Source organism: Polaromonas sp., assembly GCF_030689685.1.
GTDB lineage: Bacteria > Pseudomonadota > Gammaproteobacteria > Burkholderiales > Burkholderiaceae_C > Polaromonas.
On record NZ_JAUYEY010000027.1, the window covers coordinates 1 to 25,567 of the forward strand.

At 63.6% G+C, this 25,567-nt stretch carries 27 protein-coding genes; 19 read left to right on the forward strand and 8 right to left on the reverse strand.

The window, feature by feature from the left end:
• Nucleotides 1-323: 323 nt before the first annotated feature.
• From Q8O29_RS06585 to Q8O29_RS06620, 8 genes are all read left to right on the forward strand, one after another.
• Nucleotides 324-521: a hypothetical protein gene (locus Q8O29_RS06585; protein ID WP_305561264.1), complete on the forward strand. Its 198-nt coding sequence runs from the start codon at nt 324-326 to the stop codon at nt 519-521.
• Nucleotides 514-1,236 carry a transporter substrate-binding domain-containing protein gene (locus Q8O29_RS06590; protein ID WP_305561265.1) on the forward strand — a complete coding sequence of 241 codons (723 nt, stop codon included), beginning with the start codon at nt 514-516 and terminating at the stop codon, nt 1,234-1,236. The genes Q8O29_RS06585 and Q8O29_RS06590 overlap by 8 nt, the downstream gene beginning before the upstream one ends.
• 410 nt (nt 1,237-1,646) lie before the next feature.
• Nucleotides 1,647-2,306 carry a metalloregulator ArsR/SmtB family transcription factor gene (locus tag Q8O29_RS06595; RefSeq protein WP_305561266.1) on the forward strand — a complete coding sequence of 220 codons (660 nt, stop codon included), beginning with the start codon at nt 1,647-1,649 and terminating at the stop codon, nt 2,304-2,306.
• 9 nt (nt 2,307-2,315) lie between these two features.
• Nucleotides 2,316-2,666 carry a DsrE/DsrF/TusD sulfur relay family protein gene (locus tag Q8O29_RS06600; protein WP_305561267.1) on the forward strand — a complete coding sequence of 117 codons (351 nt, stop codon included), beginning with the start codon at nt 2,316-2,318 and terminating at the stop codon, nt 2,664-2,666.
• Between the two features lie 14 nt (nt 2,667-2,680).
• A complete protein-coding gene (locus tag Q8O29_RS06605; protein WP_305561268.1) occupies nt 2,681-3,436 on the forward strand; it encodes an MBL fold metallo-hydrolase in 756 nt (251 codons plus the stop codon).
• 11 nt (nt 3,437-3,447) lie between these two features.
• The gene (locus Q8O29_RS06610; protein WP_305561269.1) at nt 3,448-4,728 is read left to right on the forward strand and encodes an MFS transporter; all 1,281 of its coding nucleotides are present in this window, start codon (nt 3,448-3,450) and stop codon (nt 4,726-4,728) included.
• 34 nt (nt 4,729-4,762) lie between these two features.
• The gene (locus Q8O29_RS06615) at nt 4,763-5,245 is read left to right on the forward strand and encodes a rhodanese-like domain-containing protein (RefSeq protein WP_305561270.1); all 483 of its coding nucleotides are present in this window, start codon (nt 4,763-4,765) and stop codon (nt 5,243-5,245) included.
• A gap of 22 nt (nt 5,246-5,267) precedes the next feature.
• A complete protein-coding gene (locus Q8O29_RS06620) occupies nt 5,268-5,705 on the forward strand; it encodes a hypothetical protein (RefSeq protein ID WP_305561271.1) in 438 nt (145 codons plus the stop codon).
• Between the two features lie 227 nt (nt 5,706-5,932).
• Here the strand turns inward: Q8O29_RS06620 and Q8O29_RS06625 are convergent, their stop codons facing one another.
• Nucleotides 5,933-6,142, reverse strand: coding sequence for a DUF3297 family protein (locus tag Q8O29_RS06625; RefSeq protein ID WP_305561434.1), 210 nt, complete (start codon nt 6,140-6,142; stop codon nt 5,933-5,935).
• 107 nt (nt 6,143-6,249) lie between these two features.
• Entirely contained in the window at nt 6,250-6,963 is a 714-nt protein-coding gene (locus Q8O29_RS06630; RefSeq protein ID WP_305561272.1) for a YebC/PmpR family DNA-binding transcriptional regulator, read from the reverse strand.
• A gap of 264 nt (nt 6,964-7,227) precedes the next feature.
• On the opposite strand from Q8O29_RS06630, the gene Q8O29_RS06635 reads away from it, so the two are divergent.
• Entirely contained in the window at nt 7,228-9,870 is a 2,643-nt protein-coding gene (locus Q8O29_RS06635; RefSeq protein WP_305561273.1) for a cation-translocating P-type ATPase, read from the forward strand.
• Between the two features lie 50 nt (nt 9,871-9,920).
• Here Q8O29_RS06635 and Q8O29_RS06640 read toward each other — a convergent pair whose 3' ends face one another.
• Together Q8O29_RS06640 and Q8O29_RS06645 are read right to left on the reverse strand one after the other, a co-directional pair.
• Nucleotides 9,921-10,625, reverse strand: coding sequence for a glutathione binding-like protein (locus Q8O29_RS06640; RefSeq protein ID WP_305561274.1), 705 nt, complete (start codon nt 10,623-10,625; stop codon nt 9,921-9,923).
• Nucleotides 10,626-10,756: 131 nt separating this feature from the next.
• A complete protein-coding gene (locus tag Q8O29_RS06645; protein WP_305561275.1) occupies nt 10,757-11,428 on the reverse strand; it encodes a hypothetical protein in 672 nt (223 codons plus the stop codon).
• Between the two features lie 280 nt (nt 11,429-11,708).
• Between Q8O29_RS06645 and Q8O29_RS06650 the strand changes: the two genes are divergently transcribed.
• The 10 genes from Q8O29_RS06650 (at nt 11,709) to Q8O29_RS06695 (ending at nt 21,224) form a co-directional block, all read left to right on the forward strand.
• Complete coding sequence (locus Q8O29_RS06650) at nt 11,709-12,506, forward strand: LytTR family transcriptional regulator (RefSeq protein WP_305561276.1); 798 nt, start codon at nt 11,709-11,711, stop codon at nt 12,504-12,506.
• A 166-nt stretch (nt 12,507-12,672) separates the two neighbouring features.
• Nucleotides 12,673-13,536, forward strand: a complete 864-nt coding sequence (locus Q8O29_RS06655) for a xanthine dehydrogenase family protein subunit M (protein ID WP_305561277.1) — start codon at nt 12,673-12,675, stop codon at nt 13,534-13,536.
• Nucleotides 13,537-13,564: 28 nt separating this feature from the next.
• A complete protein-coding gene (locus Q8O29_RS06660) occupies nt 13,565-14,053 on the forward strand; it encodes a (2Fe-2S)-binding protein (protein WP_305561278.1) in 489 nt (162 codons plus the stop codon).
• A 27-nt stretch (nt 14,054-14,080) separates the two neighbouring features.
• Nucleotides 14,081-16,483, forward strand: coding sequence for an aerobic carbon-monoxide dehydrogenase large subunit (locus tag Q8O29_RS06665; RefSeq protein WP_305561279.1), 2,403 nt, complete (start codon nt 14,081-14,083; stop codon nt 16,481-16,483).
• Between the two features lie 65 nt (nt 16,484-16,548).
• Nucleotides 16,549-17,151 (forward strand): CoxG family protein, encoded by a 603-nt coding sequence (locus Q8O29_RS06670; protein WP_305561280.1) that lies wholly within the window; start codon nt 16,549-16,551, stop codon nt 17,149-17,151.
• Nucleotides 17,152-17,165: 14 nt separating this feature from the next.
• Nucleotides 17,166-18,098 (forward strand): MoxR family ATPase, encoded by a 933-nt coding sequence (locus Q8O29_RS06675; RefSeq protein WP_305561281.1) that lies wholly within the window; start codon nt 17,166-17,168, stop codon nt 18,096-18,098.
• A 9-nt stretch (nt 18,099-18,107) separates the two neighbouring features.
• A complete protein-coding gene (locus Q8O29_RS06680; RefSeq protein ID WP_305561282.1) occupies nt 18,108-19,280 on the forward strand; it encodes a VWA domain-containing protein in 1,173 nt (390 codons plus the stop codon).
• Nucleotides 19,281-19,319: 39 nt separating this feature from the next.
• Entirely contained in the window at nt 19,320-19,994 is a 675-nt protein-coding gene (locus tag Q8O29_RS06685; RefSeq protein ID WP_305561283.1) for a nucleotidyltransferase family protein, read from the forward strand.
• Entirely contained in the window at nt 19,991-20,689 is a 699-nt protein-coding gene (locus Q8O29_RS06690; RefSeq protein ID WP_305561284.1) for a TIGR02466 family protein, read from the forward strand. The genes Q8O29_RS06685 and Q8O29_RS06690 overlap by 4 nt, the downstream gene beginning before the upstream one ends.
• 58 nt (nt 20,690-20,747) lie before the next feature.
• Nucleotides 20,748-21,224 (forward strand): PaaI family thioesterase, encoded by a 477-nt coding sequence (locus Q8O29_RS06695; protein WP_096696349.1) that lies wholly within the window; start codon nt 20,748-20,750, stop codon nt 21,222-21,224.
• Between the two features lie 54 nt (nt 21,225-21,278).
• Here the strand turns inward: Q8O29_RS06695 and Q8O29_RS06700 are convergent, their stop codons facing one another.
• The 4 genes from Q8O29_RS06700 to hutH all read right to left on the reverse strand — a co-directional run bounded on the left by Q8O29_RS06700 (nt 21,279) and on the right by hutH (nt 25,552).
• Nucleotides 21,279-22,070 carry an ABC transporter ATP-binding protein gene (locus tag Q8O29_RS06700; protein WP_305561285.1) on the reverse strand — a complete coding sequence of 264 codons (792 nt, stop codon included), beginning with the start codon at nt 22,068-22,070 and terminating at the stop codon, nt 21,279-21,281.
• 61 nt (nt 22,071-22,131) lie between these two features.
• Nucleotides 22,132-22,905 carry an ABC transporter permease gene (locus Q8O29_RS06705; protein ID WP_305561286.1) on the reverse strand — a complete coding sequence of 258 codons (774 nt, stop codon included), beginning with the start codon at nt 22,903-22,905 and terminating at the stop codon, nt 22,132-22,134.
• Nucleotides 22,906-23,850: an ABC transporter substrate-binding protein gene (locus Q8O29_RS06710; RefSeq protein WP_305561287.1), complete on the reverse strand. Its 945-nt coding sequence runs from the start codon at nt 23,848-23,850 to the stop codon at nt 22,906-22,908.
• A 55-nt stretch (nt 23,851-23,905) separates the two neighbouring features.
• Complete coding sequence (gene hutH, locus Q8O29_RS06715; protein ID WP_305561288.1) at nt 23,906-25,552, reverse strand: histidine ammonia-lyase; 1,647 nt, start codon at nt 25,550-25,552, stop codon at nt 23,906-23,908.
• Nucleotides 25,553-25,567: the final 15 nt, after the last annotated feature.

Here is a 25,567-nt window from a genome sequence, read left to right on the forward strand (position 1 = left end):
CGCAGCGTCACGTGCCAAGCTCGATCACAACGCTGCGCCTGCTGCTGAGCGTCGCACTCGCAAGCGCCCTGGGTCATTGCCCGCATTGCCATTGGATAAGTCCGAGACTAAACTTATGACACAGTAAGACTAGCGACGATACACCACCGAACCACGCGCAAGCTGATGAAAGTGGCCGACGAAACCGCCAGGGGCCGCGTGGTGTCTGTGCGTGAAGGCGGCTACAGCCTGGGGCCTGACCAGCGGCACGGCGGCGCAGGTGCGCGCGCTGAGGGGCGGCTGCGGGGCGGCTGCGGGCGTGGCGCTCCTCTAAAATAGCGCCCATGGAACGCAAACTCCGGATCGGCCAACCCATCACTCCCGAGGAGTTCGACGAACTCTCCGACGCGCAGCTTGAGCGTCTTGTGCCCAAGGCGCACAGGGAGTTTTTTCCCGGCAAGGATGACTGCGCCGACGGCTATTTTTATTTGCACGACGGCACCGCGTGGAGTTTCTACAAGGGAGGGTTCCTGGATGACTGATCTGGCCAAAGAGTTCGCGCCTGCGGGCACGCTGCGCGCTTCGCTGAACATGGGCAACCCGGTACTGGCGCACAGCCACACGGCCACGGAAAAGCCGGCCGGCGTCACCATCGACCTGTCGCGTGAATTTGCGCATGAGCTGGGCGTGGCGGTTGATTTTTTGCAGTTCGACACCGCCGCCAAATCGGTCGCTGCGCTGGCCAGCGGCGAGGCCGACATCGGCTTCATGGCGATTGATCCGCTACGCGCCGAGACCACGCATTTCACGCCGGCCTATGTGCAGATCGAGGCTTACTACCTCGTTCCTGGAGGCTCGCCGATTCAGACCAACACCGACGTGGACCGCGCCGGCACGCGCATCGTGATGGGCGCGGGAAGTGCCTACGGCCTGTACCTGCAGCGGCACATCCAGCACGCCACACTGGTGCCCGTGCCGACCTCGGAAGCCGTGGTCGATGCCATGCTCAAGGACGGCATGGAAGTGTCGGCCGGCGTGAAGCAGGGTCTGGAGGCGGACGCCCATCGTGTCGGCGGCGTGCGCCTGCTGGGCGAGCGCTTCATGGTGATCAATCAGGCGATGGCCATGCCGAGGGCGCGCAGCGCTGCAGCGGCCGCCTTTCTGGATGATTTTGTCGCCCGCATGAAACGCAGTGGCTTTGTTGCTGCTTCGCTCGCGCGCCATGCGATTGTGGGCGCTACCGTCGCCGACCATTGACCTCCTGCTGGCCAGGGCGCTCTTCTTTTGATAGCTGTGAGCGACCGCCGGTAATGGAGAAAGGTCCATTTGGCGACGTGGACAGGAACGAGTCTGCGTTTTCCCCTCAGCAGATGCACGCTCTATGCGTCTTTTGACATCAAGGACAGCGTGACCGAACCCAGTATGCATCGCTCACGAAACTCGGAAGGCGTCATCCCACAACGCTCCCGGAAGAACCGGTTGAAAGGACCGGTGGATCCAAACCCGGCTCGATCAGTGGGATGTTTAACAGATCCAGCCATAAGGGAGGGGCCGTTCGCTGGAGGTAGACCTCGACCATGATCACGGCCAGGCGGTAGAAACCGAGCGCGCCAATCACGGAAATTTCACAGGTTGACAAACAATCTAACAAACGTTAGATTAATGGCATGAGACAAATCAAAGACCATTTGTACGAGCAGGTTGCCCGTATCGGCAAGGCTGTGGCCAGCCCCAAGCGCCTGGAGCTTATTGAGCTGCTGTGCCAGGGCGAGAAAACCGTCGAAGTGCTCGCGGCGCAGTCTGAAATCAGCGTCAAGCTCGCGAGCGCCCACCTGAAGCAGCTGCGCTTGGCGCGACTCGCCGAGACGCGCAAGGAGGGCAAATACGTCCTGTACCGCCTGGCCAGCAACAGCGTGGCCGACCTCTGGGTGAACCTGCGGTCCGAGGCGGAGGAGCGACTCGTCGAGCTCCAGATGGCGCTGGCCTCCATCGTCAATCATGGCGATGAACTGGAGGGCGTCGACCGCGCCGCCATCCTGAAGAAAGCCAAGGCCGGTGAGGTCCTGGTTCTGGACGTACGGCCGCAAGAGGAGTTCGCCACCGCGCATTTGCCACATGCCCGCTCGCTGCCCATGGACGAACTGCGCAAGCGGCTGAAAGAGCTTCCCAAAGATGTGCCGGTCGTCGCCTATTGCCGCGGGCCCTTCTGCCTGATGGCCAGGGATGCGGTCGAGCTGTTGCGCAAGAAGGGTTACAGCGCGTTTCACCTGACCGACGGCGTGGCGGAATGGCGCGCCAGTGGCCTGCCCATCGAACAGTCAAGCTGAGGTATCGCCATGAAGACACTGCTCATCCTGAACGACGCACCCTACGGCAGCGAGCGCACTTACAACGGCTCCCGCCTGGCCGGTGCACTGGCCAAGCAAACCGGCAATGAGGTTCGTATCTACCTCATTGGTGACGCAGTGTCGGCTGCGCACCGGCTCCAGAAGGTGCCCAGCGGCTTTTACAACCTCGAAGTCATGCTCGGCGCGGTGGTGAGCCACGGCGGCGTCATCGGTGTTTGCGGCACCTGCATGGACGCACGCGGTATCGGTACCGACGACCTGGTCCCCGGCGCGCACCGAAGCACCATGGACGAACTCAGCCATTGGACGGTCTGGGCCGACAAAGCCCTGGTGTTCTGATTCAGGAGACAAACATGTTCTTTAAACAACGACCGGCGGAAAACGCCACCCTCTCTTACTTTTTTGGCTGTGCAGGCCTGGCGAAAGCGGTGGCCGTTGACGTGGTTGCCGGTGACGAAGACTGGTTCCTGGCCGAGGCAGAGAAGGCGGGCGTCAGGATTGCCCACGTCATCGACACCCATGTGCATGCCGATCACTACTCGGGCGGCCCGGCACTGGCAGGGTTGGCCGGTGCGCCGTATTACCTGCACGAGAGCAACAAGGAGCGGGTTTCCTTCGGGTTCGCGCCGTTGACGGATGGCCAGCGTCTGGAGGCGGGCAATGTGGTGATCGACGTGCTGCACACGCCGGGTCATACGCCAGACAGCATCTGTCTGCTGGTGCGCGACCTGCGGCGGAGCAACGAGCCCTGGTTCGTCATCAGCGGCGACACCTTGTTTGTGGGCGCGGTGGGCCGCCCCGACCTGGCAGGCCGCGCGCGGGAGATGGCGGGCCAACTGCACGACAGCCTGCATGCCAAACTGCTGACCCTGCCCGCCGACCTTGAAATCTATCCCGGTCACCAGGCCGGCAGTGCCTGTGGCGCCGGCTTGTCCGGTAAGCCCGCATCGACCATAGGTTTCGAGAAACGCTTCAACCCCGTGCTGTCGATGTCGCGCGAAGCCTTCGTGAACGCAGTCACGGCAGACATCCCGCAGCCGCCCCAGGACATGGCCCGCATCATGGATGCCAATCTGCATGGAACGGCCCCGGAGCCGGCGCTTGCCTGAGCCGGGCGCAGATGGACTACGGTATCCGCACCAACCTCGGCCAGGTGCTGCAGCAGTTGCTGCAGGTGCTGTTCGTGGGCATGACCATCGGGATGATGCGCAACGTGGTTCCGGCGCTGGCTGAGACCGAGTTTGGCGTACCGCGTGGCTCCTTCATGCTGTTGGTGGCTTTTGTCGTTGCCTTTGGTTTCGTCAAGGGCGCAATGAACTTCGTCGCAGGCCGCCTGGCCGAGCGCCTGGGCCGTCGGCGCGTGCTGCTGGTGGGCTGGCTGGTGGCGCTGCCCATTCCGCTGGTCGTTTACTTCGCAACGTCCTGGAGCTGGATTGTGCTGGCAACCATCCTGCTGGGTGTGAACCAGGGCCTGACCTGGTCAATGACACAGACGGCCAAGCTCGACATCACCCGCGCCGACCAGCGCGGGCTGGTCATCGGGCTCAACGAGTTTGCCGGTTATGTAGGTGTTGCCATTGCCGGTGTGGTGACGGGTTATGCCGCCTCGCTGCTGGGCCCCCGCGAAGGTCTGCTGTGGTTTGGTGCGGTCGTCATCGGCCTGGCAACGCTGCTGGCCTGGTTGGGCGTGAAGGAGACGCTGCCCTGGGCCCATGCCGAAGTTAAACGCCACGCGGCAGCACCTTTGGAACAAGCTTTTCGGCCGCGTTATCCGACGGGTGTCAGTGCGCAGCCATCGACCCGGGAAATGTTTGCCCTCATGAGCTGGCGAGACCGCCGCATGGCAGCGCTGTGCCAGGCGGGAATGGTCGAGAAGTTTGTTGATGCGCTGGTCTGGGCGTTCTGGCCGCTCTATCTGCATCAGCAAGGCGTCAGCCTGCCCGGCATCGGCTGGATCGTCGGTGTTTACGGTTTCACCTGGGGCGGCGCCCAGCTTGTCACCGGCAGGCTGTCCGACCGTGTGGGCCGGCATCACCTGAACGCCTGGGGCATGTGGCTGTGCGGCGCTGGCGTTGCGCTGCTGCCGCTGGGCCACGGGTCGGCGTGGTGGAGCGCCTCCGCCGCAATTGCCGGACTCGGCATGGCCATGCTGTACCCCAACCTCAGCGCGGCGGTGGCCGACATTGCCCACCCTAGCTGGCGTGCTTCTGCGATTGGCATTTACCGTTTCTGGCGCGACCTCGGTTACGGCATCGGTGCCCTGGGCTTGGGTGCGGCTGCGGCCTTGGGCGGTCGCATCGAAAGCGCTTTCTGGTTTGTTGCCGTGGCGATGTTGCTGTCTGGTGCCGTGCTTTACCACTGGGGCGAAGAGACCCATCCCCGGCTCAACCCCGCGAATTGATTGACCCAAACCCACTTCAACCTGGAGACATCCCTTGACCCTGAACTTCTTCACCATGGGTTCGCGCCGCCTGGCCGTGTCCGCCGCCCTGGCCGCGTGCGCCGCGCTACCGCTGGCCGCGCACGCCCAGCTAGACAAGGCCAGTACCGAGGCGCTGGAGTCCTACTTTGAATTTGCCGACTACAACAGCGGCACCATTGCAGCCGAACAGATTCCGTCAGAGGACTACAAGCGCTTGTATGTGCTTGACGTGCGTGATGCGGGTCAATTCGCGAAGGAGCACATCCCGGGCGCGGTCAACATTGAATGGCGCAAGGTCTTCGCCGAGCGCTCTAAACTGCCCAAGGACAGGACCATTCTGGCGTACTGCAATACCGGTTCGTTCTCTGGTCAGGTCGCCATGGCGCTGCGAATGGCAGGTTACGAAAACGTGCGCATCCTGCACGGCGGCTACGCAGAGTGGAAAGCCCGCAGCGGGCTGGATGCGTATGCCCGCGCCACCAAAGACCGCAAGTGAACCGTATAACAGAAAGACAAGCATGAAAACCACAACCAAAACTCTGGCTGTCGCTGCGATAGTGTTGCTTTCGCATCTGCCGGGCCTGGCCCAAAACCCGCCCGGCCCGATCGAAATCGATGGCCGCAAGGTACTCACTCTGGTGAGCAACGACCCGCCGGGTCTGCGCTGCAATAACAACATCCAGGTCGCCGCCGAGCTGGCCAACGCCTACAAGGTGCCCATCCTCGTGTACCCGGTGTCGTTCATGCCGCCGGGTACCAAGGCGCCCATCGTGTGGTTCGGGGGTGAGAACATCGCGCAGAGCGGCGGCAAGCTGAACGGCATGATTTTCTACACCGAACTGGCGGACCGCTTTGAGGTCGAAGGTGTCGCCAAGCAGGACAAGACAGGTCTGTTGCTGACCCCCAAGGTCAACAGCAGCTTCGAGGCCTTGAAGCAAAGCATCAAGGGCCAGTGAGCCGCGTTGTGGGCTGCGACAGCGAGAAAATCCGCGTTTTACGCGACCACCTTCAGCTGAGTCAGGCCGTGCTGGCTTCTGTTTTGAACACCAGCCTGTCAACCGTGCGCAAATGGGAAGGCGGCGAAAAGCACCCCCAGTGGCACCCCTCTGAAATTGCTCAGTCTGCTGGACCGCAAAGGCCTGGAAGCGGTTCTTTGACGAGTTGGGATCAGGGTGAGGTTTAGTTACCGATAAAACGCTTCGACCTTGCCTTTCAGCTTGATCATCAGCGGCTGGCCCTTGCGGTCCAGCGCCTTGCCGGCCGGCACCTTGACCCAGCGCTCGCTGATGCAATATTCCTGGACATCGGAGCGCTCCTTGTCGTTGAAGCGGATGCCCACCTCATGGTCGAAAACGGCGGCGACGTGGTGGGGGCTGCGCGGGTCAACGGACAGACGGTCGGGGGAGGGGGCAGTGGGGGGCGTTTAGTGGCTTCGTTCATGGATATTTTTTCAATTAACGCGAATCGGTAGTAATTTTCCGTGATGTGGTCTTGCCGGCCTCAGCCCGCCAAACCCGCAAAGACATTCTGTACATCGTCGTTCGCATCGATGGCGGCGAGGAAAGCTTCCACTTCTTCCATAACCGAGGCGCTCAGAGTGGTGGGGTCCACCGGGTTCTTGGCCTTGTAGCCGAGCTTGGCGGACAACACGGTGAAGCCCTGCGCCCGCAATGCGCGGCTGACCAGATCAAGATCGGTGGCGTCGGTGAAAAACATCGTCACGCCTTCTTCGTCGCCGGGCTCAAAGTCCTGGGCACCAGCTTCAATCGCGGCCAGCTCGGGGTCGGCGCCCGTTGCCGTGGGCTCGGCCTCGATCATGCCGACATGGTCGAAATCCCAGGACACCGAGCCGGAGGTGCCCAGCTGCCCCTTGCGGAACAACACGCGCATTTCGGGGGCGGTGCGGTTCAGGTTGTCGGTCAGGCATTCGACCATGACGGGGACGCGGTGCGGTGCGAAACCTTCGTAAATCACGTGTTCATAATGAACCGTATCTCCCGTGAGGCCGGCACCTTTCTTGATGGCGCGCTCCAGGGTCTCCTTGGGCATGGAAACCTTGCGGGCCTGCTCGACAACCAGCCGCAGGCGTGCGTTCGATGCCGGGTCGGCGCCATTGCGCGCCGCGATCATGATGTCCTTGGCCAGTCGGCCAAACAGTTTGCCCTTGGCATTGGCTGCCAGTTCCTTGCCTTTTGCTTTCCACTGCGCGCCCATGCTTGAAATTCCTTGGTGTTGCGGCGCTTGCATGCGCCTGGCTGGTTCGGGGTGATGGGGTCATGCGCGTTTTTTGAAATGCCGCGCATCACCCAAGGCTTCTGGTTATACACCCATCCCCGGGGCGGTTCCGGCCGTCTGCGGAGGGGCGGGCGTAGGGGACCCTATTCCTGGCCGGTTAAACGCAGACTCGTCTACCATCCGAAAATGAGAGCCATGCCGCCGTGGCCGCCACTTGCCTAAACCCGGACCGAAAAACAGGCCATGCCCACTCCAGCGCCTCACCGGCCCCAGCCCCCCAGCGGCATGCCCGAGGCATTTTCCCGCCAGGGCCTGAGTGCAGGCGAGGCCGCACGCCGCCTCGCCGATCAGGGGCCCAACCTGCTGCCCGGCAGCGAACCCAAGTCCACCGCTGCCATCGTGCGCGAAGTGGTCACCGAACCGATGTTCCTGATGCTGCTGGCCGCCGGTGGCATCTACCTGGCGCTGGGCGACCGGGGTGAGGCGCTGTTCCTGTTGAGCTTTGTGTTTGTGGTCATCGGCATCACGCTGGTGCAGGAGCGCAAAACGCAGCGCGCGCTGGAGTCGCTGCGCGACCTGTCGGCCCCGCGTGCCCTGGTGATACGGGACGGCCAGGAGCAGCGCATTGCCGGACGCGAGGTGGTGCTGGGTGACTTGCTGGTGTTGCACGAGGGCGACCGCATTGCCGCCGATGCGCTGCTGGTGGACGGCCAGCTGGAGGTTGATGAATCGCTGCTCACGGGCGAGGCCGCGCCTGTGACCAAGCTGCCGGCACTGGGGGCCGGGGATGCCACCGCCCCCGCGCCGGGCGGCGACGGCACGCCAGGCCTGTTTGCCAGCACCGTGGTCACGCGCGGCGTGGGTCTGGCCGAGGTTTGCGCCACCGCTGCCCACACCGCGGTCGGGCGCATCGGCACCGACCTGGCCGCCACCACCGAGCCGCCTTCGGCGCTTCAGCAGCGATCGCGCAAGCTGGTGCGCCAGCTCGGTGTGGCCGCGCTGCTGCTGGCCAGCGCCCAGGTCCTGCTGGGCTGGTGGTGGAACGACCGGCCGCTGCTGGAGAGCCTGCTCTCCGGCATTGCGCTGGCCATGGCCATCCTGCCCGAGGAGATCCCGGTCATCCTTACCGTTTTCCTGGCGCTGGGCGCGTGGCGCATCTCCCGGCACAAGGTGCTGACGCGGCGCGTCACCGCCGTTGAGGCGCTGGGCGCCATCACCGTGCTCGCTGTGGACAAGACCGGCACGCTGACGGTGAACCGCATGGCGGTGGCCGAGCTCGCCACGGCCGACGCGAACTTCCGGCCGGAAGATGCCGACAGCCTGGTCGAAGAATTCCACCCACTGGTGGAATTTGCCATGCTGGCCACGCCCGGTGATCCGTTCGACCCGATGGAAAAGGCCATCCAGCATTTTGGCCACCACTGGCTGGCCGGTACCGAGCATGTGCACCACGGCCGCCAGCCCGAGTTTGAATACGCGCTGTCCGGAGAAATTCTGGCTATGACGCGCGTGTTTGCCAGTGCCGACCCCTCGCAGCACCTGCTGGCCACCAAGGGTGCGCCTGAGGCCGTGGCCGACCTGTGTCACCTCGACGCGGCGCAGCGCGATGCCATCGGCCGGCAGGTGGAAATCATGGCAGAACGCGGTCTGCGCGTGCTCGGCGTGGCGCGCGGGCGCTGGAGCGGGCAAGCCACCGCGCCGGACGCGGCGCCACCCTGGCCGCAAAGCCAGCACGATTTCGATTTCGAGTTTCTCGGCCTGGTCGCCCTGGCCGACCCGCCACGCGCCGAGGTGCCTGCCGCGCTGGCCGAATGCCGGCAGGCCGGTGTGCGCGTGATCATGATGACCGGCGACCACCCCGCCACGGCCCTGGCCATCGCGCGCCAGGTCGGCCTGTCGGAGCGCCCCGACTTGATGACCGGCGCCGAGATCGAAGCCCTGGACGATGCCGCCCTGCGCCAGCGGCTGCGCCATGTGGACCTGTGCGCGCGCCTGAAACCCCAGCACAAGCTGCGCCTGGTGCAGATGCTGCGCACCGATGGCGAGGTGGTGGCCATGACTGGCGACGGCGTCAACGACGCGCCCGCACTCAAGGCCGCAGACGTGGGCATTGCCATGGGCGAGCGTGGCACCGACGTGGCACGCGAGGCCGCCGCGCTGGTGCTGCTCGACGACAGCTTTGCGCGCATCGTGGCCGCCATCCGCCAGGGCCGGCGCATTGACGACAACATCCGCAAGGCCACGCGCTTTGTGTTTGCCGTGCACGTTCCCATCATCGCACTGGCGCTGGTGCCCACGCTGCTGCAATGGCCTGCGTTGTTGCTGCCGGTGCATATCGTGCTGCTACAGCTGTTGATCGACCCGACCTGTGCGGTGGTTCTGGAGGCTGAGCCTGAAGCCCCCGGCCTGATGGAGCGTCCGCCCCGCCCGGCGAGCGACTCCCCCTTTGCGCCGGCTGCGCTCGCCTACGCGGTGTTGCAGGGCGTGGGCATCGCGGTAGTGCTGCTTCTATGCACCGCGTGGTTGAGCGCCCATGGCGGGAGTGCTGCGCAAATCCGGACAGTTGTGTTTGGCACGCTGGTGCTGAATGTACTGCTGCTGATTTTGGCCAACCGCAACCCGGCCCGACCTGCCTTTCTGTCGGCAATGGCGCCAACGACCTGGCTATGGCGCATTGCCTCTGCGATGGTCACGCTATTGGTGGCGGTGCTCGACCTGCCGTGGCTGCGGGGCCTGATGGGGCTTGATGGGGCTTGCCCTGCCGGGCGCCCGGGAACTGGCGCTCGCGGCCGTGCTGGTGGCACTGTGTCTGGTCTGGCTGGAACTGGTGCGGATGCTGGGGCAGCGCCTGGGTCGTGCAAGGCGTGGCAACTAGAGCCCAGCTGAACCCTGTTGTGCGATTCATGCCCTGTGGACTTTGCCCACAGGCATGGCGGTCATGTCCGCGCCGGTATGCCCAGACCCTTGATGACCGCCGGCCGCGCCACAAAGGTTTCCAGCACACGCAGCACGTTCGGAAAGTCCTTGATGCCGACCAGCTCACCGGCCGCGTAGAACCCGATCAGGTTGCGCACCCAGCCGAAGGTGGCGATGTCGGCGATGGTGTAGTCGTCGCCCATGATCCAGGTCCGGCCGGCCAGCCGCCGCTCCAGCACACCGAGCAGCCGTTTCGATTGGGCCACGTAGCGGTCGCGCGGGCGCTTGTCGTCGTAGTCCTTGCCGGCGAACTTGTGGAAGAAGCCGAGCTGGCCGAACATCGGGCCGATGCCGCCCATCTGGAACATCAGCCACTGGAGGGTTTCATAACGGCCGGCGGCGTCAGGCGGCAGGAATTTCCCGGTTTTTTCGGCCAGGTAGATCAGGATGGCACCGGACTCGAACAGGCCCAGCGGCTTGCCGCCCGGGCCGTTCGGGTCGAGGATGGCCGGGATCTTGTTGTTGGGGCTCAGCGAGATGAACTCCGGTGACATCTGGTCGTTGGTGGCAAAGTCCACCAGGTGCGGCTCGTAGGGCAGGCCGGTTTCTTCCAGCATGATCGAGACCTTGACGCCGTTGGGCGTGGGCAGTGAATAAAGCTGGATGTGCTCGGGATGCAGTGCCGGCCATTTACGGGTGATGGGAAAGGCGGAGAGATCGTTCATGGCGGGGTGGTGCTGTCCGGGGTCGGCTGTTGTTTGAACGGCAACTGTAGCCCAAGCCCGCGACAGGTGTGTTCGTATTCCGCGCTGCGGCGGGACCGCCGGTGTGACAGGCTTTTGGCGACGCGGCCCGGTCAAACGCGGTTGCGCAGGGTGAAGAAACCCCGGTACAGCGCCACACTGATCACCATGCCCCAGGTCATGCCGACGATCATGCCGCCCAGCATGCCCGGCAGGGTACTTGTGCCGGTGGACAGTTGCCAGCGCGAAAACCACAGCGCGCCCGCAGTCATGCCGGCCAGCATCCAGCCGGAACACAGCAGGTTCTGTGCAAACAGCGAACACAGATACCGGCCACAGTGCGGCCTGAGCAGCCGCAGGCTGGGGATGGCGAGCAGCCCTCCGGCCAGCATGCCCGCGTGCATGCCGGGCAGCAATTCAAGGTGCAGCCGGAAGCTGTCCACGAAACCAAGAGAAGCTGATTGTGCGCACAGGCTGTCCAGTCTGGCGGGGCCTGCATGGTAGATGTCGTAGAGCAGGCCCAGCAACATGCCGCCGAAGCCGAGCGACAGCATCACATGGGGCGGTGACAATCCGGCGCGTTGCGGTCGGACCCAGGCCAGGGCGGCGCATCCTGCCGCCACCGCCGCAAGTGTGAGAACAACAATCGCGGGGAGGTTTTTGTTGCCCACCGGGCCGTACTGACCAAGCGACCAGAGTGTGAGCCCAGCCAGCAAAACCAGAAGGGCCGGGGTCAGGGCGGCCGAGCCGATGCCGCGCGCCAGCCAGTGAGGGTGGGTATTCATCGGTGGAGAGTCATTGAAGCCATCCTGCCGTCAGGGGTGAGCGCGCAGGGCGTCTGAATTCGGGTAAACCCCATGGCAACACCGACGTGGCCGCATCAACATCCTGTAGCTGGTGGACAAAAGAGGGGAGCAGTTGCTTCTTCATGAACCAAAACTTTAGCCGCTGCATGGCTTTGCCGCCCAGCGTGTTAACGAAGCGCGCCTGGAATGCATGAGTGTCCGTTTGGGGGCACGAAAGCGGTTTGCGGTGGCGCTGGCTTGACTACAACATGGTATTTTGATGAAAACCTGCCCCACTGGCTCCGCTTCCGCCGCACCTTCAAGTTCATGGCTTTATCTGCTGGAGCGATTTGACGTCGGCGTGGTTCATCTCGACCTCGAATTGCGGGTAATGGGCATGAATGACTATGCGCGGCGCAGCTTGCCCGTGCAGGACAAAATGCCGTTTGGCAAGCTCGTGACCTCTTTTCATCCCGAAGCAGCCCAGGCCAAGGTGAAGTTTCTGCTGGGGCAAGCGGAGTGCCCGGTGAACAACGCGCCGCCCATGGCCATGATGATCAATATTCCGGACCGGGTGTTGTTGATCAAGGTGTCCAAGATCGGGGATGCCCAGGGCGCCACCACGGGCTATACCCTGGTTTTCTATGACATCACCGAGGTGGTGAGCCAGGAGGTGGATGGCGGCGCCACGCGTAGCACGCGTGAAGGCGGGCAAAAGCGTCAATTGCGCAAGATTCCGACCATCAAACAAAACAGGGTGCTGCTGGTGGATGTGCCCAGTGTCTCGTTTATCCGCTCGGAAGGGCATTACACCTGGGTGCATACCGGTCATGGCAGCCAGTTCTGCAACCTCAATATTGGTGACCTGGAGAGCCGGCTCGATCCGCAGCTGTTCCTGCGGGTGCATCGCAGCTACATCGTCAACCTGTCCCATGTGGATGAAATCGTGCGTGGCGACGGCCGCATGACGCTGCGCATGATGGGGTCCCCGCCGGTCGAGATTCCGGTGTCGCGCGCAAGTGCGCCGCGCCTGATGGAGCACCTGGGGCTGACAGACGCGGTTGCGGTCAAGGCCTGATCTTTCGGTTGGCCGAAAACCGGTTTTTCACGACGTATTTTTCATTCGTGCGCTCTCGTTGCCGTTCGTGCGGCGTGAACGACGGTTGATTGCTTAGCTTCCCCAGCTGAATCGGCTGGCGCTAGAGTGCGCTTCTAAAGGTCCTCGGGCCGTATAAGGAGACAAAGTGATTCCCCCCTCATTTGCCTACCATGCGCCTCGCTCCATTGGCGAGGCGCTTTCGCTGCTGACTGAGCTGGGCGACGATGCCAAGCTTCTGGCCGGCGGACACAGCCTGTTGCCCATGATGAAGCTGCGTTTTGCCCAGCCGGGAGCGCTGATTGACATCAACCGGATTCCCGAATTGCGTGGCATCCGGGAGGAAGGCGGCCAGATCCGCATCGGCGCGATGACGACTGAAAACGAGCTGATAGCTTCCAGACTTTTGCAGGACCGCCTGCCGCTGTTGCCCGAGGCGGCCCTGCTCATTGCCGACCCTCAGGTGCGTAACCGCGGCACCATCGGCGGTGACATTGCCCACGGCGACCCCGGCAACGACCATCCCGCGATAGCGATGGCGCTGGATGCTACGTTTGTACTACAGGGGCCGGCTGGTGAGCGTCGGGTTTTGGCCGTTGATTTCTTCCAGGGCACCTACATGACGGCGCTGGCCGAGAACGAAATTCTGACCGCCATTCTGGTGGCTCCGTTCCTGCCCGGTACCGGTTATGCCTATCAGAAGCTCAAGCGTAAAACGGGGGACTGGGCGACCGCCGGTGCGGCAGTGGTTCTGCGCATGGCCGGTGGCGTGGTGACGCAAGCCAGCATAGCTCTGACCAATGTGGCGCCGACTGCGCTGCGCGCCCGTGATGCCGAGGCGGCCCTGATCGGCAAGCCCGTGAATGACGCCACGCTGGACGCTGTGGCCAAGGCGGTGCGCGCTGTCTGCGACCCGGCGGAGGACCTGCGTGGCGACGTTGAGTACAAGACAGCGATGGCGGGCCAAATGACCAAGCGAGCGATCAGCGCCGCTGCCGCCCGCTGCCGCTGAACCCAAAGAAGAACAGGAGACACAAGCGATGACCAAGAAAATTGTTTCAATGACCATCAATGGCCGCAAGGTGGAAGAGGCGGTCGAACCGCGCACACTGCTGGTGCATTTTCTGCGCGAGAAGATGAACCTGACCGGTGCACACATCGGTTGCGAAACCAGCCACTGCGGTGCCTGTACGGTGGACATCGACGGTCAATCCGTCAAGTCTTGTACCCATCTGGCCGTGCAGTGTGATGGCAGCGACATCAAGACCGTCGAGGGCTTGGCCAATGCCGGTGTTCTGCATGCGGTGCAGGAGGGCTTCTACAGGGAGCACGGGCTGCAATGCGGCTTCTGCACCCCGGGCATGCTGATGCGTGCTTACCGTTTCCTGCAGGACAACCCCGACCCGACCGAGGAGGAAGTGCGTTCCGGCATGTCGGGCAATCTGTGCCGTTGTACCGGTTACCAGAACATCGTCAAGGCTGTGCTGCACGCAGCCCGGGCACTGCAACAAAACAAGGTCGCCGCGTAAGCGCGGACGTCCATCAAGGAGACAGGTATGAACGCACCAATGAGTGACCGTGAAAAAGCCCTGATGGGCATGGGTGAGTCCCGCCTGCGCAAGGAAGATGCGCGCTTCATCCAGGGCAAGGGCAACTACGTCGATGACATCAAGCTGCCCAACATGGTGTTCATGGACATCGTGCGCTCGCCGGTGGCCCATGCCCGGATCAAGCGCATCAACAAGGAAGAAGCGCTCAAAATCCCCGGCGTGATTGCGGTGCTGACCGCCGACGACCTCAAGCCGCTCAAGCTGCACTGGATGCCTACCCTGGCCGGTGACGTGCAGGCGGTGCTGGCCGATGAAAAAGTGCATTTCCAGATGCAGGAAGTGGCGGTGGTGATTGCCGAAGACCGTTATGCGGCTGCCGACGGCGTGGAAGCCGTCGAGGTGGAATACGAGGAACTGCAGGCCGTGGTGGACCCGTTCGAGGCACTCAAGCCCGGCGCGCCGGTGCTGCGTGAAGACCTGGCCGGCAAAACCGAGGGTGCGCACGGCAAGCGCTACCACCACAACCATATCTTCACATGGGATGCCGGCGACAAGGAAGCCACCGATGCGGTTTTTGCCGGTGCGCCCGTCACGGTCAAGCAGGACATGTTTTATCCCCGCGTGCACCCATGTCCGCTGGAGACCTGTGGTGCGGTCGCCTCGTTTGACCCGGTGCGCGGCGAACTCACCACCTGGCTGACCAGCCAGGCGCCGCACATCGTGCGTACCGTGGTATCGATGCTGTCGGGCATTCCGGAGTCGAAGGTGCGCATCATCTCGCCGGACATCGGTGGCGGCTTTGGCAACAAGGTGCCGATCTACCCCGGCTATGTGTGCGCCATCGTCGCCTCCATCGTGCTGGGCCGGCCGGTGAAATGGATCGAAGACCGCATCGAGAACATCTCCAGCACCGGCTTTGCCCGCGACTACCACATGACCGGCGAGCTGGCCGCCACGGCCGACGGCAAGATCCTGGCACTGCGCACCAATGTGATCGCCGACCACGGCGCCTTTGACGCCTGTGCCGACCCGACCAAGTTTCCGGCCGGCATGTTCCACATCTGCTCGGGCAGTTACGACATTCCCAGCGCCTACTGCCGGGTCGATGGGGTCTACACCAATAAGGCGCCGGGTGGCGTGGCTTACCGCTGCTCGTTCCGTGTGACCGAGGCGGTCTACCTGGTCGAGCGCATGGTCGATGTGCTGGCGCAGAAGCTCAATATGGACAAGGCCGAGATCCGTGCCAAGAACTTCGTCAAGCGTGAGCAGTTTCCCTACACCTCGGCGTTTGGTTTCGAATACGACTCGGGCGACTACCAGACCGCGCTGGACAAGGTGCTCAAGGCGGTGGACTACAAGGGCTTGCGCGCCGAGCAGGCGCTCAAGCGCGCGGATCCGAAATGCCCGACGCTGATGGGCATCGGCCTGGTCACCTTCACAGAGGTCGTCGGCGCGGGGCCGAGCAAGATGTGCGACATCCTGGGCGTGGGCATGTTCGACTCGTGCGAGATCCGTGTGCACCCGACCGGCAGCGCGATCGCCCGCATGGGCACCATCTCGCAGGGGCAGGGGCACCAGACCACCTATGCGCAGATCATTGCCACTGAACTTGGCATTCCGTCCGAGGTGATCCAGGTCGAGGAGGGTGACACCAGTACGGCACCCTACGGGCTTGGCACCTATGGTTCGCGCTCCACGCCGGTGGCCGGCGCCGCGATTGCGATGGCCTCGCGCAAGATCCACGCGAAAGCCAAGAAGATCGCCGCGCACCTGCTGGAAGTCAGCGAAGCCGATCTCGAATGGGAAATCGACCGTTTCAAACTGCGTGGCAATGACGACAAGTTCAAGACCATGAAGGACATTGCCTGGGCTGCCTACAACCAGCCGCCACCCGGACTGGAGCCGGGGCTGGAGGCTGTGCATTATTACGACCCGCCCAATTTCACCTTCCCCTTCGGCGTCTACCTGTGCGTGGTGGACATCGACAAGGGCACGGGCGAGACCAAGATCCGCCGCTTTTATGCGCTCGACGACTGCGGCACCCGCATCAATCCGATGATCATCGAGGGCCAGATTCATGGGGGTCTGACCGAGGGTTTTGCGGTGGCGATGGGGCAACTGCTGTCCTTCGACAAGCAGGGCAACATCCAGGGTAACTCGCTGATGGACTACTTCCTGCCGACGGCTGTGGAAACGCCGAAATGGGAAACCGACTTCACGGTGACGCCTTCGCCGCACCACCCTCTGGGTGCCAAGGGTGTGGCCGAGTCCCCTCACGTGGGCAGCATCCCGACGTTCACGAGCGCCATGGTCGATGCGTTTGCGCATCTCGGGGTAACCCATTTCAACATGCCACACTCGGCCTACCGCGTGTGGCAGGAACTTAAAAAGGCCGGCATCGCCATCTGAGATCAGCTTGACCAGGGCGGGTGCATTGCGGTGCACCCGCCCTCTTGTATTTTTAGAAAGAATCCATGGAAGTTGTCCTCGATAAAAAGTACCCGGTTGCCGCCGGTCTTGATGCCGGCTGGGCTGTGCTCTCGAATATGCATGAACTTGCCACCTGCATGCCCGGTGCGCAGATCACCGAGGAAATTGATGCCACCCATTACAAGGGCAGTGTTCGGGTCAAGGTAGGCCCGGCGGTTGCTGCCTTTTCCGGCACCATTGAAGTTTTGACGCTGGACCCGGCGACACGCACACTGAAGATGATGGGCAAGGGTGCCGACAAGAGTGGCTCCTCCGCTTCGATGGCGCTGACGGCCAAACTAGTGGCGGCGGAAGATGGCAACAGCACCCTGGAGGGTCATGCCGAGGTCATCGTCAACGGCAAGTTTGCCCAGTTTGGCGGCCGCATGATGACGTCTGTGTCCGACATGATCCTGATGCAATTCGCCGAGGTTTTCTCGCAAAAGGCGCAAGCGCTGCAAGGGGCTGCGACATCTGCGGAGGGTACCGGGGCTGCGTCGGCGGCAGTATTTGCTGCGCCGATCATGGCCAAGGAATTTAACGCGCTAGCCTTCATTTGGGCCTTGATCCGGAAATTCTTTGCGGACTTGTTCAGCCGCAAATCCTGAGGTCACTCCGCACCATGCCGCCGACTGATGCGCTGCCCACACCGATCGGGTTGCGTGAGCGCCTGTTCAAGGCGGGCTATATTGCCGACGAAGACTTGGCCAGCCTGATCTGGATGGGGCTGACGCTGGAACGTCCGCTGTTGATCGAAGGCGAGGCCGGCGTCGGCAAGACCGCCATTGCAGGCGCCTGTGCGCGCGCGCTGGGCCGGCCGCTGTTGCGCCTGCAGTGCTACGAAGGCCTGGACCTGAGTCAGGCCGTTTATGAGTGGAACTACAGCCGCCAGTTGCTGGAGATCCGGCTTGCCGAAGCGGGCCAGGGGGACCGCGCGGCGCTGCGTGACAACCTTTTTTCAGAAGCCTTTTTGCTGGAGCGGCCGCTGTTGCAGGCGATCCGCTCACCCCAGCCCTGCGTGCTGTTGATCGACGAGATTGACCGTGCCGACGAAGCCTTTGAGGCCTTCCTGCTCGAAATGCTGTCGGAGTACCAGGTGACCGTCCCCGAGATTGGCACACTCACCGCGCGCAGCAAGCCGCTGGTGATTCTGACCAGCAACGGCACGCGCGACTTGTCGGATGCCTTGCGCCGGCGCTGCCTGTTTCACTACCTGGATTTTCCGACGCTGGTGCGCGAGATGCAAATCGTTCGCACACTGGTGCCCGAGGCGGCCAGCCGGCTGGTCGAAGAAGCGGTGACTTTTGTCCAGCGCCTGCGCAAGGAAGACCTCGACAAGACGCCCGGCGTGGCCGAAACGCTGGACTGGGTGCGCGTGCTCTTTCATCTCGGTCATGGTGAACTGCCGGTGGACCCGCAGTCGCTGGTGCCCACGCTGGCCGCCTTGCTCAAGACGCGCAATGACCGCTGGCAGGTCACCGCCGAACGTGTGGGCAAGCTGGTCGATGGTCCGCGCATAGCGCAGGACGTCGGTGTGGCTGGTGCGATGAAATAAACCATGGCAATGGCTGCTGCCGTTACCACCGCCACGGACCCGAGGCAGCGCCTCGGCGAGTTTGCCCACTACCTGCGCGAACACGGCTTTGCGCTGAGTTATGCCGAGGTCGGGTTGATGGCCCAGGCTGCAGCCGCCTTGCCGCTGTCGCAGTGGCCCCGTATCGAGGCCTTGTGGCGCGGCATCGCCTCCGGCAGCCACAAGCAGTGGCTCAGGTACCCGGATTTGCACCAGGCCTTCTGGTTCCCGCACAAGGTCCGGGGCGCTGTCCGCAGCTCGGGCATGAGCCGGCGCGCCCGTTCGCTGCCGGAACTGGTGCAGCAGATGCACAGCGAGATGGGCAACACTGCACCGGGCGAAGCCCGGTCCACGCTGGGCATGGCCGACCAGCCGGGCGAGGGCGAGCTTGAAGCCAGCGACGCACCGCCGCGTGCCCAGGGAGGCGCCAGCCGCACCGATGCGTTCGAGGAGCGTGATTTTGCCGACTGGCTGCTGTCCGACATGGACCGCTTCGAACCCCTGGTCGAGGCTTTCAAGCGGCGGCTGCGTACCCGCCTGCTGCGCCGTCTGCAACGCCACCGGGATAGCGGCGTCATTCATCTGCGGCGTTCGATGCGTTCGGCGCTGTCCACCGGCGGGGAACTGGTGCAACTGCACCATGTGCGCCACCAGCGCCGCCAGCCGCGGGTGGTGGCGCTGGTGGACGTGAGCCGTTCCATGGAAGTGCACGCGCAGTTTTTCCTGCGGCTCACGCGCGCCTTTGTCGAGGTCATGGATGCGCGGGCTTTTGTGTTCCATACCCGGCTCGCCGAGGTCACGCCGCTGATGAAGCGACGCAGCGAACGTGTGCAGGACAAGATCAACGCGGTGACCTTCGGCTTTGGCGGCGGCACCCGCATTGCCAGTTGCCTGCACGAGGCGTTGCACCAGCACTTGGGCCGTTCCCTGGGCCGTGGTGACCTGTTCATGGTGTTCAGCGATGGTTTTGACACCGATGAACCCGAGGCCCTGGCCGGGGTACTGGCGCAGGTGCGTGCCCGCGGTGCCCGCGTCTGCTGGTTGCATCCGACGGTGCAAGTACCCCAGTCGGCGGCGATGGCACTGGCTGCGCCTCATGTCACGCGGTTCATGCCGGCGCACAATCTGGCCAGCCTCGAGCGCCTGTCCGGGCTGCTGGCGTGAAGCATTTTTCTGACGTTCACAACTTCTGGAATCACAACCATGGGATGCCTGCTTAAACAAGGTGGCGGACTGTATGCCCGCCTGCGGGTCGGCGCGGTGTTGCTGGCCGCCGGCGAGGGGCGGCGTATGGGCGGCGTGAGCAAGCCTCTGATCCGCCTGCAGGGCGTGCCCCTGATCAACCGGCAACTGATCGCGCTCAGCGGCGCCGGGGTGGACGAGGTCGTGGTGGTTACCGGCCATGCGCGTGATGCCATCGAGGCGCAGATCCGGAGTTTCCCGGTCACGCTGGCGCACAACGCCGACCACGCCCAGGGCCAGCAAAGCTCGGTGCGGGCCGGCCTGGCGGCGCTTCGCGGCAATTTTGACGCCGTGTTCGTCGTGTTGGCCGACCAGCCCCTGATCGGGTCGGCCGACCTGGTCGAACTGATGGCGGCCTTCAAAAAGCGCCCCTCGGGCAATCTCGTGGTGCCTGTCGTCAAGGGCCAGCGCGGCAACCCGATCCTGCTGGACGACGTGGCGCTGGCCCAGGTTCTGGCCAGCGACACCCATCTGGGTTGTCGCCAGCTCATCGAGCGTCAACCCGAGCTGGTGTATGCGTTTGAAACCAGCAATACCCGTTTCACCACCGACCTGGACACCGTCGAAGATGTGCTGCAACTGGCACAGCGTACTGGCTGGAAGCTGGAGCTGCCTTCCGGTGAGCTTGCTGCGTGAAGCTGGCTGTGGCCGACGGCGCGCTGCAGTGGCATTGGCCGGTCCCACTGGCCGTGCACCGCTTTGCAGGTGCTTCCGAAGTCAATCCGGTGCTGGCCCGGGTGTTTGGCGCCATGCGTGCGACCGACACGGCGGCACCGGGTGGCAGCTTCTACGCGAGCGCCGACGATCTGCTGCGCCGGGTGGATCTGCCGGAGTTCCATGCACTGCTCGAGTTCATTGCCGCGTCCCTGCAGGCCACGGCGCAACAGGCCAATGCCGGCGTGTGGCCGGCGGGCCGTCACGGGCTGCAGCTTGAACTGATGGGGGTGTGGTTCCAGATCCAGAACGGTGCAACTTTCCATGACATTCACACCCATGGGAACTGCTCGTGGTCGGGGGTGTATTACGTGCAGATCGATCCGCTGGCGCGGCGTCGGCAGCACCCCGACTTCGGCGACCTCAACGGCGCCACGCGCTTTTACAGCCCGATGTTCCCATTGCTGGGCGGTGCACACATCGACACGGGCAATGCCTGGTTGCAGCAGGCCACCCTAGACGTGACGCCGCAGGAGGGCGAACTCGTCCTGTTTCCCGCCATGCTGGCGCACAAGGCCATGCCTTACGCCGGTGAGCGGGACCGCATCATCGTTTCCTTCAACGCGCAAATTCGCGCACCGGACGGGGACCAGCTGTTCCACTACGCGGGCACTTGAGTCACCGGGCAGTCGCCGAGCGGACGGGCCGCAAGCCGCGCCCGGGTTAGCATGAGGAATGCCTGACACCACCTCTTCCTGCGCTTCCGCCGTCCCCGATGGTTTTGTTCCTGTTCGTGTCGGTGGCCCCTTTATCGAGGTCAACGGCCCGTTTCACGCGAGGCTGGAAGGCCAGCGGCTGCTGCTGGGTTTTCGCGTCGAGGAGCGCCACAGCAACCCGCTGCAGATGTGCCACGGCGGCATGCTGGCGTCGTTTGCGGACATGCTGCTGCCCTGCGCGGCGATGTACCAGACCGACACCGACAGGCGCTTTCTGCCGACCATCAGCCTGCAAATCGATTACCTGGCGCCGGCCAGGCTGGGGGCGTGGGTGCAAGGCCAGGCCGACATCCTGCGCAGCACGCGCAACATGATTTTTATTCAGGGCCTGGTGACGGCCGACGGTGAGCCGGCCTTGCGCATCAGCGGCATCTTCAAGCAGGGCCCGCTGATTAGCGACGGCAAGGATCGCGACCCATTTTTGCTACGAAGTTGATAGCTGCTGACGCAAGCAAATAAAGGGCTGGAGGCTTCTTTTGCTTGAAATGAATCAGGCGGCCTCGGTCAGCAGACCGGCGGCACGCTGCACCTCGATGCGGATCTCTTCGGTCAGCCGCGCCTTCAACTCCATGAACACCGGCGTGGTTTTGACCGAGTAGTGGCGCGGGTGGGCAATCGGCACCGGCAGGTCGCATTTGATCCGGCCGGGACGTGCGCTCATCACCACCACGCGGTTGCCCATGAAAATGGCCTCGTCGATGTCGTGGGTGACAAACAGCACGGTTTTTTGCTCGGCTTCCCAGATGCCCTGGAGCAGCTCCTGCATCAGCTCACGCGTCTGGTGGTCCAGCGCGCCGAAAGGCTCGTCCATCAGCAGCATGCGCGGGTTGTTGGCCAGCGCACGGGCCAGTGCCGTGCGCTGCTGCATGCCACCCGACAGTTGTTTGGGAAAGTGGTTTTCAAAACCGGTCAACCCCACCTTGCCGATGAAGGGCCGGGCAATGGCATGTTGCTCGGCCAGCGGCAGGCCTTTTTCGCGCAGGCCGAAGCAGACATTGTCAAGAATGCTGAGCCACGGAAACAGCGTGTAGCTCTGGAACACCATGCCTCGGTCGGCGCCGGGGCCGCTGACGGGTTTGCCGTCCAGCGTGATGCTGCCGGTGCTCGGCGTATCCAGGCCGGCCACCATGCGCAGCAGCGTGCTTTTGCCGCAGCCCGAGGGGCCGAGGATGGTGATGAAGTCGTTCTCGGCGACGCTGAGGTCGGTGGCCTGCAGCGCGACCGTGCTGCCGTTGGCGCCGGCGAAGGTTTTGGAAACCTGGGAGATTTGAAGGATGGTCATGGGTTTTGCTCCCTCTCCCGCTGGGAGAGGGAATCATTCGGGGCGTGGGGGCACATAGGGTTTAGAGCCTTGCCCACGGGAACAGCTTTCGGTTCAGGGCCTTGAACGCAAAGTCGGTGACGAGCCCGATGACACCGATCACGATGATGCCGAAGATGATCTGGTCGGTCGCCAGCAGCGCCTGGCTGTCGGTGATCATGTGGCCGATACCGCTGGACGCGCCTATCAGCTCGGCGACGATCACATAGGTCCAGGCCCAGCCCAGTACCATGCGCAGCGTCTCGGCAATCTCGGGCGCGCTGCTGGGCAGCAGTACACGCGTGACGATGCCGCGGTCGCCCGCGCCCAGGGTATAGGCCGCCTCGACCAGATCCCGCCGCGTGTTGCCCACGCTGACCGCGAACATCAGCACCAGCTGGAAGAACGAACCGATAAAAATCACCGCGAGCTTTTGCGCCTCCCCAATGCCGGCCCAGAGGATCAGCAGCGGGATGAAGGCTGAGGCCGGCAGATAACGTGCAAAACTCACGAAGGGTTCAAAAAATGCTTCGATGGGTTTGTAGGCGCCCATCAGCACGCCCAGCGGCACGGCCAGCACGGCAGCAATCAAAAAGCCGCCCAGCACCCGCCACACCGTCATCCCGATGTCGTAGGCAAAGCCCTGGTTGACGAGCAGGTCGTAACCCGAGCGCACCATGGTTACTGGGTCGGCCAGGAAAGTCTTGGAGATGAAGCCACCGAAAGTGGCGGCGGCCCATACGGCGAAGAACAGGACGAAGAAACTGATCCCCAGCACGACACGCGTGCCAGGGGCCACGGCTTGCAGCGGCTTCATTTATTTCAAGAAGCGGGTATCGGCCAGCTTGCTCATGTCGGGCAGGGCCTTGATCACACCGGCTTCGAGCAGCAGGTCGGCGGCTTCCTTGCTGAAGGCAGCGTGTTCGCCGGCAAAAAACTTCTGGTTGGCGGCGCGGTCCTGCCAGCGCAGGTATTTCTGGCTGGCTTCGAACTGGTCAGCCGACTGCTTGACGTCGGCGCCCATGATTTCAAAACTCTTTTGCGGCTCCTTGGCGATCATCTCCAGCGCTTCGAAGTAGCTGTCGGCCAGGGCCTTGGCGGCTTTCGGGTTGTCGGCGAGGAACTTGGGTGTGCAGCCCACGGTGTCCATGATCATCGGGTAGTCGAGGGTGGTGGCAATGATCTTGCCAGCTTCCGGCTTGGCGCGCACGGCGCCGAGGTAGGGCTCGTAGGTCATGGCGGCGTCAATGCCGCCGATGCCGGCAATCATTGCGTTGGCGGCGGCTTGCGGCTCGAGGTTGACGATCTTCACGTCTTTCGGCGTCAAGCCGTTTTTCTTGAGCATCCAGGCCAGCGTGAACCACGGGGCGGTGCCAGGCGCGCTCGCCGCCACGGTCTTGCCCTTGAGGTCGCTGATCTTGGTAATGTTGGGTTTGACCACCATGCCGTCGGCGCCATAACTCTTGTCGAGCTGGAAGATTTGCGTGGTGGCGACACCGTTGGCGTTCCAGACGATCCAGGTTTCCACCGTGGTGGCGGCGCACTGCACGTCACCCGACGCTATCGCCAGGTGGCGGTCTTTTTGCGGGATCTTCTTGATCGACACATCGAGGCCATTTTTCTTGAAGATGCCGGCTTCCTTGGCCAGGGTCAGCGGCGCAAAGCCGGTCCAGCCGGACATGCCCAGCGTGATTTTGGTTTCTTGCGCCTGTGCGGAGACACAGGCCAGTGCGACGAGGGACAGGGTGAGCAGCTTTTTCATGGGAACTCCTGGGGTTGGCGGTTGAAGGGAAGGGGGATCGATACGTATGCAGTGTTCATGCCAGCTTCAAGGCATGCAGCTCGGGCATGTCGGCATCAAGCGCTGCCGCCATGTCGCCGCTGGCTACCAGATGCTGCACGGCTTCCATGTCGCGCGCCAGGCTGCGGTCTTCCATCATGGCCGGCGAGACGATGCGGATCAAGCGCAACACGCGCTCCAGCGGCGCCGAACTTGTGAGCGGGCGCAAAAATTCGATACCCTGAGCGGCAGCCAGCAATTCGATACCGACGATGTAGGCCGTGTTGCGCAGCATCGGCTGCAGGCGGCGCGCCGCAAAGGTGGCCATGCTCACATGGTCTTCCTGGTTGGCCGAGGTCGGCAGGCTGTCCACGCTGGCGGGGTGCGCCAGCGACTTGTTCTCGGAGGCCAGCGCAGCGGCTGTGACGTGCACGATCATGAAACCGGAGTTGAGGCCGGCATCGGGTGTCAGGAAAGGCGGCAGGCGCGAGGCCACGGTATCAACCAGCATCGCGATGCGGCGCTCGGTGATGGCGCCGATTTCAGCAATGACCACGGCCAGCGCGTCGCAAGCCAGGGCCACGGGTTCTGCGTGAAAATTGCCACCGGAAACAAGCTCCCCCCCGAAGCGCCCTGGGGCCGCCTCCCCCTCGAGGGGGAGGCGCCTCTGGCCCGGCGAAGCCGGCTCCACGGCCCCTGCTTGCAAGGCACTGCTGCTGGCCGCAAACACCAGCGGGTTGTCGGTCACCGCGTTGGCTTCGATCACCAGCACCTGGGCGGCATAACGCATCTGGTCCAGGCAGGCGCCCATGACCTGGGGCTGGCAGCGCAGGCAGTACGGGTCCTGCACGCGATCGTCGTTGTCGAGGTGCGACTGGCGGATGCCGCTACCCACCGTCAGCGCGCGATAGGCGGCGGCACAGGCGATCTGGCCCGGCTGACCGCGCACCGCGTGGATGCGCGGATCAAACGGACCATCGCTGCCACGCGCCGCATCGAGTGTCAGCGCGCCCGAGATGATGGCGGTCTCGAACAGACGCTCGGTCGCGAACAGTGCGTCGAGTGCCAGCGCGGTCGAGACCTGTGTGCCGTTGATCAGCGCCAGGCCTTCCTTGGCAGAAAGCTCAAGCGGCTTCAGGCCGGCCCGTGCCAGCGCCTTCGCGGCCGGTAGCCGCTGGTCCTGGTAGAACACCTCGCCTTCACCCACCAGCGGCAGGCACAGATGCGCCAGCGGCGCGAGGTCCCCTGAGGCGCCGACCGAGCCCTGGCAGGGAATCACCGGGCAGATGCCGTGGTTGTGCAAATCGAGCAAGGCGTCTATTACTTTTTCACGCACACCTGAATACCCGCGCGCCAAACTGGCCGCCTTGAGCAGCAGAATCAGGTGCACCACCCGCGTCGGAAGCGGCTCGCCGACACCGACCGCGTGGGAGCGCAGCAGCTTGAGCTGCAGGATGGCCAGGTCCTTTTTGTCGATACGGGTGTTGGCGAGCTTGCCGAAGCCAGTGTTGACACCGTAGACTGCCGCTCCGCCACTGGCGGCCCGGTGCACCAGCGCGGCACTGGCGCGCACATCGGCGCGGCAGGCGGCGTCGAGCCGGACCGGCGCAGGCAGTGGCGCGCAGAGCCGGCGCAACTGCGCCATGGAGAGCTGGCCGGGGATGAGGAGTTCTTTGAGAGGCATGGTGTTGTATCTGTC